The 11,330-nt window shown below is 54.0% G+C and carries 6 protein-coding genes; 5 read left to right on the forward strand and 1 reads right to left on the reverse strand.

Annotation, left to right across the window (positions count from 1 at the left end; all coding sequences use genetic code 11):
• Positions 1–46: 46 nt before the first annotated feature.
• On the reverse strand, positions 47–4,009 hold the full coding sequence (putA, locus tag OGX86_RS18645) for a trifunctional transcriptional regulator/proline dehydrogenase/L-glutamate gamma-semialdehyde dehydrogenase (protein WP_286640366.1): 3,963 nt from the start codon (positions 4,007–4,009) through the stop codon (positions 47–49).
• Positions 4,010–4,431: 422 nt separating this feature from the next.
• On the opposite strand from putA, the gene putP reads away from it, so the two are divergent.
• The 5 genes from putP (at position 4,432) to phoH (ending at position 10,767) form a co-directional block, all read left to right on the forward strand.
• Positions 4,432–5,940, forward strand: a complete 1,509-nt coding sequence (gene putP / locus OGX86_RS18650; protein ID WP_032942939.1) for a sodium/proline symporter PutP — start codon at positions 4,432–4,434, stop codon at positions 5,938–5,940.
• A 213-nt stretch (positions 5,941–6,153) separates the two neighbouring features.
• Positions 6,154–6,987 (forward strand): iron uptake transporter permease EfeU, encoded by an 834-nt coding sequence (gene efeU, locus OGX86_RS18655; protein WP_003036041.1) that lies wholly within the window; start codon positions 6,154–6,156, stop codon positions 6,985–6,987.
• Between the two features lie 58 nt (positions 6,988–7,045).
• Positions 7,046–8,173, forward strand: a complete 1,128-nt coding sequence (gene efeO, locus OGX86_RS18660; protein WP_286562105.1) for an iron uptake system protein EfeO — start codon at positions 7,046–7,048, stop codon at positions 8,171–8,173.
• Positions 8,174–8,178: 5 nt separating this feature from the next.
• Positions 8,179–9,456, forward strand: coding sequence for an iron uptake transporter deferrochelatase/peroxidase subunit (gene efeB / locus OGX86_RS18665; RefSeq protein ID WP_286640367.1), 1,278 nt, complete (start codon positions 8,179–8,181; stop codon positions 9,454–9,456).
• A gap of 522 nt (positions 9,457–9,978) precedes the next feature.
• Positions 9,979–10,767 carry a phosphate starvation-inducible protein PhoH gene (gene phoH, locus OGX86_RS18670; RefSeq protein WP_003832078.1) on the forward strand — a complete coding sequence of 263 codons (789 nt, stop codon included), beginning with the start codon at positions 9,979–9,981 and terminating at the stop codon, positions 10,765–10,767.
• Positions 10,768–11,330: the final 563 nt, after the last annotated feature.

Raw genomic sequence — 11,330 nt, forward strand, 5'->3', positions numbered from 1 at the left:
TTCATAAAAAAAGGCCCCGTTACCGGAGCCTTAATTAACCACAACCTTAGCCGATTGTCATCAGGCTGGCGTTCCCCCCGGCTGCGGCGGTATTGACGCTCAGGGAGCGCTCAATATACAACCTTTCCAGCAGGATATTGCTTTCGCCGCGGGCAAAGCCCTGGACCGACACAATTGCCCCTTCGCGGGCCGCCACTGCTTCACACAGTGCGCGAAGCTGATCGGAATCGCCGTGGAAAATTACAGCATCAAACGGCTGCGTGGCGATGTTGTCCGCTTTGGCAAACTGAATGCGCCCGGTAACCGCGGTTGGCAGGCGTTTTGCCAGGTCGCGATGGAACGTATCATCTGGCCACAGGATTAAGCTACCAACGGAAGTTACAGCGGCAACCTGTACCAGTGCGTCCTGTTCATCATCGGCGATACACAGCACGCGTTCGCGCGGCAACAGTGTCCAGGTATTGCGCTCGCCGGTGGGTCCTGGCAGCAGGCGTTGCGTTCCGGCCTGCGCCAGTTCGCCAAACTGCTGGCAGAGCGCACGCAGTGCTGGACGGTCGGTTGCCCATTCGCTGAGTGCTTCCAGCGGCTGAACGAGCGCGGTTTTAAGCTGCGCATCGACCGGGTATTCCGCATCCTGACGGGCAAGGGTAATGCCTAACGCATTTTCCGGGCGGTTAGCCAGCAGGCGGTACAGATACAGCGGTCCACCCGCTTTTGGCCCGGTTCCTGACAAACCTTCACCACCGAATGGCTGTACGCCGACGACGGCGCCGACCATATTGCGGTTAACGTACAGGTTCCCCACATGTGCCGAGCCCGTGACCTGGGCGATGGTTTCATCGATACGGGTGTGCACGCCCAGCGTCAGGCCGTAGCCGGAGGCATTGATTTGCTCAATCAGGCTGCCCAGATTGTTACGGGTGTAACGCACGACGTGCAGTACCGGACCGAACACCTCTTTTTGCAATTCGTCGAAACTTTCCAGCTCGATAAGCGTTGGCGCGATAAAGGTACCGGTTTGCCATTCACGCGCATCGTCGCTGTTTTCACGCACGGCCTGGAACACCGGACGTCCTTTGGCGCGCATGGCCTGAATATGGCGCTCAATATTGGCTTTGGCTTCTTCATCGATAACCGGTCCAATATCGGTGGTCAGGCGACCCGGGTTACCCATGCGGCATTCCGCCATCGCGCCGCGCAGCATTTTCAGCGTATGGTCGGCGACATCGTCCTGCAGACACAGGACGCGAAGCGCGGAGCAGCGCTGCCCGGCGCTGTCAAAGGCAGAAGCCAGAACGTCGACCACCACCTGTTCCGTCAGCGCGGAGGAGTCGACAATCATGGCGTTCATCCCACCGGTTTCGGCGATAAGCGGGATTGGACGCCCCTGAGCATCCAGGCGAGTCGCGATATTACGCTGCAACAGCGTGGCGACTTCCGTTGAGCCGGTAAACATGACGCCGCGTACGCGCTCATCGGAAGTGAGCTGCGCCCCAACTGTTTCACCCTGACCAGGCAACAGTTGCACCACGCCCGGCGGTACACCTGCTTCGAGTAAAATGGCAATACCCTGGGCGGCAATCAGCGGGGTTTGTTCCGCGGGTTTGGCCAGCACGCTGTTGCCTGCCGCCAGCGCGGCGGCAATCTGTCCGCTGAAAATAGCCAGCGGGAAGTTCCACGGGCTGATACAGACCACCGGCCCTAACGGACGATGGGTTTCATTATCAAAGTCATCGCGGACCTGACCGGCATAATAGTGCAGGAAGTCTACCGCTTCGCGCACTTCCGCAATGGCATTGCTGAAGGTTTTGCCCGCTTCGCGCACCAGGATGCCAATCAATTGCTGCATCTGGCCTTCCATCAGAACGGCAGCGCGATGCAAAATAGCGGCGCGCTCTTGTGGCGGGGTGGCGAACCAGATCGGCGCGTTATTTACCGCGTTCTGCAATGCCTGCTCCACTTCGCTGTGAGTCGCTTCACGCACGTAACCGACAATGTCTTTCGGTTCGGCCGGGTTGACGACTGGCGTCATTTCACCGTCAGCAACCGGATGTTCGAGCATCGGTTTGGCGTGCCATTTTTGCAGTGCGCTGTTGAGTAGGGCAGAGGACAGCGAGGCCAGACGATGTTCGTTTGCTAAATCCAGACCGCCTGAGTTTTCGCGTCCTTTACCGTACAGATCACGCGGCAGGGCAATCTTCGGATGCGGCAGCCCGGCCAGGCCTTCCTGCTGCGCCAGTTTTTCAACGGCTTCGACCGGATCGGCTACCAGTTCATCCAGCGGCAGGGTAGTGTCTGCAATGCGATTGACGAATGAGGTGTTAGCGCCGTTTTCCAGCAGACGGCGTACCAGATACGCCAACAGCGTTTCATGCGTGCCGACCGGTGCGTAAATGCGGCATGGGCGGTTCAGTTTGCCATCGGCAACTTTGCCGGTGACCTGCTCATACAGCGGTTCGCCCATGCCGTGCAGGCACTGGAACTCGTACTGACCCGGGTAATAGTTTTGACCGGCCAACTGATAAATTGCCGCCAGCGTATGGGCGTTGTGGGTGGCGAACTGTGGGTAGATCAGATTCGGCACCGCAAGCAGTTTTTTCGCACAGGCCAGATAGGAAACGTCGGTGTACACCTTACGGGTATAGACCGGATAACCTTCCAGACCGTCCATCTGGGCACGTTTGATTTCGCTATCCCAGTAGGCGCCCTTAACCAGACGGATCATCAGGCGGCGGCGACTGCGGGTAGCGAGATCGATCAGATAGTCGATAACAAATGGGCAGCGCTTCTGGTAGGCCTGAATAACAAAGCCGATACCGTTCCAGCCCGCCAGTTCAGGTTCAAAGCACAGTTTTTCCAGCAGATCGAGGGAGATCTCCAGTCGGTCGGCCTCTTCAGCATCGATATTGATACCGATGTCGTACTGGCGGGCCAGCAGAGTAAGCGACTTCAGACGCGGATAGAGTTCATCCATCACGCGGTCATACTGCGCGCGGCTATAACGCGGATGCAGCGCCGACAGCTTGATAGAAATGCCCGGCCCTTCATAGATGCCGCGACCATTTGAGGCTTTACCAATGGCGTGGATTGCCTGTTGGTACGAAACCATATAAGCCTGGGCATCTGCGGCAGTCAGAGCTGCTTCACCCAGCATGTCGTAAGAGTAGCGGAAACCTTTTTCTTCCAGTTTACGGGCGTTAGCCAGCGCTTCGGCGATAGTCTCTCCGGTGACGAACTGTTCGCCCATCAGGCGCATCGCCATATCGACGCCTTTACGCACTAGTGGTTCACCGCTCTTGCCGATAATACGGTTGAGTGAGCGTGAGAGGCTGGCTTCATTATGCGTAGAAACCAGACGACCGGTAAACAACAGCCCCCAGGTCGCCGCGTTGACGAACAGGGACGGGCTGCGTCCAATGTGCGACTGCCAGTTGCCGTTGCTTATTTTGTCGCGGATCAACGCATCGCGGGTTGCCTTATCTGGAATACGCAGCAGGGCTTCGGCCAGGCACATCAGCGCGACCCCTTCCTGCGAAGAAAGTGAGAATTCCTGCAATAAACCCTGTACCATCCCGGCGCGGCCGCTGGCGGTCTTTTGGTTACGCAGTTTGTCAGCCAGATCGTACGCCAGCTTGTGCGCTTGCTCCGCGATGGGTTGCGGCAGACGAGCCTGCTCCATCAGCATCGGCACAGCATCGGTTTCGGCTCGGCGGTACGCGGCGGTGATTGCTGCGCGGGAAACTGACTGCGGCAGGATTTGTTCGGCAAATTCCAGGAAAGGTTGATGCGCTTCATTCTGCGGCGTGGTTGACTCCTCACCCTCATTCGCGGCACCCGCCAGCAGGGCCGGCAGTTCAGGAAGCGCGTCGTCATTTTCCAGTCTTTCGAGATAATTAAAGATGGCTTGCTTGATCAGCCAATGTGGCGTGCGATCGATTCGTGATGCTGCTGTTTTAATACGCTCGCGAGTGGCGTCATCCAGTTTAACCCCCATCGTGGTGGTTCCCATGCCGTTTACTCCTGTTGTACTGAAATACGGGTCTGATAGTTACCGAGAAATATCCACTATGTTGCAACTTTGTGCAACCGTGTTAAATGTGACTTGGTTTGCAAGCTTGGAAATGAATGAGATGTTAATAAATATGAGTCTTATGATGTGGGCTGTAAAAATTGCAAAATCTTTTTCTCTGCGGTAGTTAACACTTTTAAAAGGTGCAACCGGAAAAAGTGTGAGAGAGTGCAACCTACAGAAAAATGCTATCTACTCTGGATCAAATTTGATGTAAATGGTGTGTTAAATCGATTGTGAATAACCATCGCTTCCGGCAGGATACGGTCGCCCTGGTCAACATAGATATCTTTGCCACGTTCCGGCAGGGTAATAAAACGGCAAGCCACGGCATTGCTGATACATAATTTTGGAGAGTTTTGATGGCTATTAGCACACCGATGTTAGTGACATTCTGTGTCTATATTTTCGGCATGATATTGATAGGGTTTATTGCATGGCGTTCAACCAAAAACTTTGACGATTACATTCTGGGTGGACGCAGTCTGGGTCCATTCGTGACCGCGTTATCCGCCGGGGCATCTGACATGAGCGGCTGGTTGCTGATGGGTCTGCCTGGCGCGATTTTCCTGTCGGGGATTTCAGAAAGCTGGATCGCCATCGGCCTTATTTTGGGCGCCTGGATCAACTGGAAACTGGTGGCCGGACGTTTACGCGTACACACCGAATACAATAACAATGCGCTGACGTTACCGGATTACTTTACCGGTCGCTTTGAAGATAAAAGCCGAATTCTGCGTATTATCTCCGCGCTGGTTATTCTGCTGTTTTTCACCATCTATTGTGCTTCCGGTATTGTGGCAGGGGCACGTCTGTTTGAAAGCACCTTTGGCATGAGCTACGAAACAGCACTGTGGGCGGGCGCGGCCGCGACGATCATTTATACCTTTATTGGTGGTTTCCTGGCGGTTAGCTGGACCGATACCGTCCAGGCCAGCCTGATGATCTTTGCTCTGATCCTGACGCCGGTGATGGTAGTCATTGGTGTGGGTGGATTCGACGATTCGCTGGAAGTGATTAAACAAAAGAGCATTGAGAACGTGGACATGTTCAAAGGGCTGAATTTTGTTGCCATCATTTCCCTGATGGGCTGGGGTCTGGGCTACTTTGGTCAGCCGCATATTCTGGCGCGCTTTATGGCTGCAGATTCCCACCATAGCATCGTTCATGCTCGCCGCATTAGCATGGCCTGGATGATTCTGTGTCTGGCAGGTGCTGTGGCCGTGGGCTTCTTTGGTATTGCTTACTTTAACAACAACCCACAGCTTGCCGGTGCCGTTAACCAGAACGCCGAGCGTGTGTTTATTGAACTGGCGCAAATCCTGTTCAACCCGTGGATTGCCGGTATCCTGCTGTCTGCGATCCTCGCTGCGGTTATGTCGACCCTGAGCTGCCAGCTGCTGGTGTGCTCCAGCGCAATCACCGAAGATTTGTACAAAGCGTTCCTGCGTAAAAATGCCAGCCAGAAAGAGCTGGTGTGGATTGGCCGCATCATGGTGCTGGTTGTGGCCCTGGTGTCTATCGCGCTGGCTGCGAACCCGGAAAACCGTGTACTTGGTCTGGTAAGCTACGCCTGGGCGGGCTTCGGCGCTGCGTTTGGTCCGGTAGTCCTGTTCTCCGTAATGTGGTCGCGTATGACCCGCAACGGTGCGCTGGCAGGGATGATCATTGGTGCGGTGACGGTGATCGTCTGGAAGCAGTTTGCCTGGCTGGGTCTGTATGAAATCATCCCGGGCTTTGTTTTCGGCAGCATCGGTATTGTGGTCTTCAGCCTGTTGGGTAAAGCGCCTTCAACTGCTATGCAGCAACGTTTTGCCGAGGCTGATGCGCATTATCACTCAGCTCCGCCATCGCGTTTACAGGCAGAATAATCTGCCTCTGTCTTCAAGCCCGCCGCGAGCGGGCTTTTTTATTGCTTCCGTTGTAAACCTGCTTTAACCATTACCCGCTTAGCCTTTTACATTCATTCATCATTCTCAAAACATTCTGCTTGAGTTTTTCTTTTCTGTAATGATAATCACTATCACTGTAATTTACTTTTCTTTTCATCAATTGACCGAGAATAACGTTTAAGGGTTCTTCGCATGTTTGTTCCATTTCTAATTATGTTGCGCGAAGGGTTAGAGGCCGCGCTGATTGTCAGCCTGATTGCCAGCTACCTGAAACGGACTCAGCGTGGTCGATGGATTGGTGTGATGTGGATTGGTGTTCTGCTGGCGGCGGCGTTATGCCTGGCGTTAGGGATTTTCATCAACGAAACCACCGGTGAATTTCCGCAAAAAGAACAGGAGCTGTTTGAAGGCATCGTGGCGGTCATTGCCGTGGTGATCCTCACCTGGATGGTGTTCTGGATGCGTAAAGTTTCGCGCAACGTCAAAGTCCAGCTTGAACAGGCTGTCGATAACGCGTTGCAACGCGGCAACCATCACGGCTGGGCTCTGGTGATGATGGTCTTTTTTGCTGTTGCCCGTGAAGGGCTGGAGTCGGTGTTCTTCCTGCTGGCAGCATTCCAGCAGGATGTAGGTATCTGGCCGCCGTTAGGCGCGATGCTCGGGCTGGCTACCGCGGTGGTACTGGGTTACCTGATTTACCTCGGCGGCATTCGCCTCAACCTCGGGGCATTCTTTAAATGGACCAGCCTGTTCATTTTGCTGGTGGCTGCCGGTCTTGCCGCTGGGGCGATCCGCGCTTTCCACGAAGCTGGGTTGTGGAATCATTTTCAGGATGTGGCGTTTGACCTGAGCAGTGTGCTGTCGACGCATTCGCTGTTTGGCACATTGATGGAAGGCATTTTCGGCTATCAGGAAGCGCCAAGCGTTAGTGAAGTCGCTGTCTGGTTTATCTACCTGATTCCGGCGTTGATTATGTTTGCGTTACCGCCGCGTTCAGGCACTACGGCATCGCGTACCGCACCTTGATAAAAACGCGATGCAGAATACTTTTTAGTTACAACATACTTATTTATAGGGATAGGTTATGACGTTTAATTTTCGCCGTAGTGCGCTGCAGCTAGGTATCGCCGCGCTGTTTGCCTCCGCTTTTAATGCACAAGCTGCCGATATTCCGCAGGTGAAAGTCACAGTTAACGACAAACAATGTGAACCGATGATTATCACAGTTAATGCCGGGAAAACGCAGTTCATCATCCAGAACCATAGCCAGAAAGCGCTGGAGTGGGAGATCCTCAAAGGCGTTATGGTGGTTGAAGAGCGCGAAAACATTGCACCAGGCTTTAGCCAGAAAATGACCGCTAACCTCCAGCCTGGCGAATATGATATGACCTGCGGTCTGTTGACTAACCCGAAAGGCAAACTGATCGTAAAAGGTAGCGCAACGTCGGATGCCGCGCAAAGCGATGCTCTGCTGAGTCTGAGCGGCGCGATTACCGAATACAAAGCCTATGTGACAGCCGAAACCGCGCAGTTGGTTGCGGGCACTAAAGCCTTTACCGATGCGATTAAAGCAGGCGATCTGGAAAAAGCAAAATCCCTGTATGCGCCAACCCGTCAGCACTACGAGCGTATTGAACCGATTGCTGAACTGTTCTCCGATCTCGACGGCAGCATTGATGCGCGGGAAGATGATTACGAACAAAAAGCCGCCGATCCTAAATTCACCGGCTTCCACCGCCTGGAGAAAGCGCTGTTTGGCGACAATACCACCAAAGGTATGGATAAGTACGCCGACCAATTAAACAGCGATGTTCTTGACCTGCAAACGCGTATTAGCGAGCTGGCTTTCCCACCGTCTAAAGTTGTTGGCGGGGCAGCAGGACTGATTGAAGAAGTTGCTGCCAGCAAAATCAGTGGGGAAGAAGATCGCTATAGCCATACCGATCTGTGGGATTTCCAGGCCAACGTCGATGGTGCGCAGAAAATTGTCGATCTCCTGCGTCCTCAGTTGCAAAAATCCAATGCTGAACTGCTTGCGAAGGTGGATGCGAACTTCAAAAAGGTCGATACCATTCTGAGCAAGTACCGTACCAAAGACGGCTTTGAAACCTATGACAAACTGACTGATGCCGATCGTAATGCACTGAAAGGGCCAATCACGACGCTGGCGGAAGATTTGTCGCAATTACGCGGTGTTCTGGGTCTGGATTAAGCACTATGCAGCAAGATAATGAAAACGGCGTGAGCGAACCGTCACGCCGACGTTTACTGAAAGGGATGGGCGCCCTGGGTGGGGCGCTGGCGGGTGGGTGTCCGGTTGCCCACGCGCAAAAACCACAAAGCGCGCCGGGCACGTTGTCTCCGGATGCACGTAGTGAAGCGCAGCCGTTTTATGGTCAGCATCAGGCGGGGATCCTGACGCCGCAGCAGGCATCAATGATGCTGGTGGCATTCGATGTTCTCGCCAGCGACAAGGCCGATCTTGAGCGTTTATTCCGGTTGCTGACCAGCCGTTTTGCGTTTCTGACCACCGGTGGACCGGCGCCGGATACGCCGAATCCGCGTCTCCCCCCTATGGATTCCGGTATCCTCGGCGCATATATTGCGCCAGACAACCTGACGATGACGTTGTCAGTCGGCTCCTCGCTGTTTGATGAACGCTATGGATTGAAATCGCAGATGCCGAAAAAGCTGCAAAAAATGACCCGTTTCCCGAATGATTCACTGGATGCGGCGCTGTGCCATGGCGATGTGCTGCTGCAGATTTGTGCCAACACCCAGGACACTGTCATCCACGCGTTGCGCGATATCATTAAACATACGCCCGATCTCCTTAGCGTGCGCTGGAAACGTGAAGGTTTTATTTCCGACCACGCCGCACGTAGTAAAGGCAAAGAGACCCCGGTCAATTTGCTTGGCTTTAAAGACGGCACCGCGAATCCGGACGCTACGGATGCGAAGTTGATGCAAGACGTGGTGTGGGTTACGGACGGGCAGGGCGAGCCTGCCTGGGCACAAGGCGGAAGCTATCAGGCCGTCAGGCTCATTCAGTTTCGCGTTGAGTTCTGGGATCGTACGCCGCTGAAAGAGCAGCAAACGATTTTTGGTCGCGATAAACACACCGGCGCACCGCTGGGTATGCAGCATGAGCACGATGTGCCTGACTATGCCAGCGATCCAGAAGGTGAGGTGATTGCACTCGACAGCCATATCCGTCTCGCAAATCCGCGTACGAAAGAGACCGACTCCAGCCTGATGATGCGTCGTGGCTACAGTTATTCGCTCGGTGTGACTAATTCCGGTCAACTGGATATGGGACTGTTGTTTGTCTGCTATCAACACGATCTGGAAAAAGGCTTTTTGACGGTGCAGAAACGCCTGAACGGCGAAGCGCTGGAAGAGTATGTCAAACCGATTGGTGGGGGATACTTCTTTGCTTTGCCGGGTGTTAAAACCGCAGACCGTTATTTGGGACAATCCCTGCTAGAAGCCTGATAGTGATGCCCCGCCGTTTGGCGGGGCTTTTCCTGACATATTGATGAAGGAACAAACTATTTTTTATGATCGGTATGCGACTGAAATAATTCTGTCATCTCTGGGCAAGAAACTGTCTCTGGTGATAAGATAGAATTTAAGTTAATAACAAGTAAAAATATTGTTGCATCTGCGAAAGGTTATGATGTAATTATAAGTAATAGCGGTAGTTCCCGGCGGTGATTGTCATTCACTATGGAGATCGCGAATGGAAAAGTCCTGTACTGGACATGTTTTTCACAGTAACAGCAGTACCTTACGCGGACGTTTCTCTTCCGGTAGCCTCCTCGTCACCGCTAAATCTCTCTCTCATTCACTTCTTATCTTCGCAACTGACGCCCTGTACGGTGCGCGTAGCTGTGCGTGGCGTCTTATCCGAAAGCAAGCAATGGCTTACAAGGAAGCCAACCCTCAGATGTTCGTGCGCATAATCGTGCCGCCAACGGCGCGTGTGATGTATACCTACAACTCAAGGTGCTATCCATGGGAAGACAAAAAGCAGTGATCAAAGCTCGTCGTGAAGCAAAACGTGTGCTGAGGCGGGATTCGCGTAGCCATAAGCAACGTGAAGATGAATCGGTCACCTCGCTTGTGCAGATGGGCGGCGTAGAAGCGATTGGTATGGCGCGTGACAGTCGCGACGCCTCGCCAATCACGGCGCGGAATGAAGCTCAGGCGCACTACCTGAATGCTATCGAGAGTAAACAGCTGATCTTCGCCACCGGTGAAGCCGGGTGTGGTAAAACCTGGATTAGCGCGGCAAAAGCAGCAGAGGCCCTGATCCATAAAGATGTGGACAGGATCATTGTAACCCGTCCAGTTCTGCAAGCTGATGAAGACCTCGGCTTCTTACCTGGAGATGTTTCCGAGAAGTTTGCTCCCTATTTTCGCCCCGTGTATGACGTGCTTGTCAAACGGCTGGGAGCCTCCTTCATGCAATATTGCCTGCGACCTGAGATTGGTAAGGTGGAAATCGCGCCGTTCGCCTATATGCGTGGACGTACATTTGAAAATGCAGTGGTCATTCTTGACGAGGCTCAGAACGTCACTGCTGCGCAAATGAAGATGTTTTTGACCCGCCTCGGGGAGAATGTGACGGTGATTGTGAATGGGGATGTGACCCAGTGCGATCTACCAGCCCACGTTCGCTCAGGGCTTAGCGATGCGCTGGCCCGTTTCGAAGAAGATGAGATGGTTGGGATTGTTCGTTTCAATAAAGACGATTGCGTCCGCTCTGCGCTCTGTCAGCGGACGCTCAACGCTTACAACTGATAAGTACTCCGTCTTCAAGGCCCGGGAAACCGGGCTTTGTTGTTTGACGCCAGTACATGACCGGTCGGGGCTTCTCATCCCCCGCAGATGTGCAATATGCGAAAAAAAGCCCGTACTTTCGTACGGGCTCTTCTTAAAATATGGCGGTGAGGGGGGGATTGACTCGCTTTGCTCGCCCCTGCGGGGCAGCCCGTTCGCTGCGCTCCCGGTCTGTCCAACTGGCTGCGCCAGTAGTCGAACCCCGGTCGGGGCTTCTCATCCCCCCGTAGATGTGCAACATGCAAAAAAAAAGCCCGTACTTTCGTACGAGCTCTTCTTAAAATATGGCGGTGAGGGGGGGATTGACTCGCTTCGCTCGCCCCTGCGGGGCAGCCCGTTCGCTGCGCTCCCGGTCTGTCCAACTGGCTGCGCCAGTAGTCGAACCCCGGTCGGGGCTTCTCATCCCCCGCAGATGTGCAATATGCGAAAAAAAGCCCGTACTTGCGTACGAGCTCTTCTTAAAATATGGCGGTGAGGGGGGATTGACTCGCTTTGCTCGCCCCTGCGGGGCAGCCCGTTCGCTG

This window comes from Citrobacter sp. Cpo040 (genome assembly GCF_030332915.1).
Lineage (GTDB): Bacteria > Pseudomonadota > Gammaproteobacteria > Enterobacterales > Enterobacteriaceae > Citrobacter > Citrobacter portucalensis.

Bases quoted from the DNA above. Each gene is read 5' to 3' on its own strand.
- putP (WP_032942939.1), top strand. From the start codon at position 4,432: ATGGCTATTAGCACACCGATGTTAGTGACATTCTGTGTCTATATTTTC.
- efeB (WP_286640367.1), top strand. From the start codon at position 8,179: ATGCAGCAAGATAATGAAAACGGCGTGAGCGAACCGTCACGCCGACGT.
- efeO (WP_286562105.1), top strand. From the start codon at position 7,046: ATGACGTTTAATTTTCGCCGTAGTGCGCTGCAGCTAGGTATCGCCGCG.
- putA (WP_286640366.1), bottom strand. From the start codon at position 4,009: ATGGGAACCACCACGATGGGGGTTAAACTGGATGACGCCACTCGCGAG.
- phoH (WP_003832078.1), top strand. From the start codon at position 9,979: ATGGGAAGACAAAAAGCAGTGATCAAAGCTCGTCGTGAAGCAAAACGT.
- efeU (WP_003036041.1), top strand. From the start codon at position 6,154: ATGTTTGTTCCATTTCTAATTATGTTGCGCGAAGGGTTAGAGGCCGCG.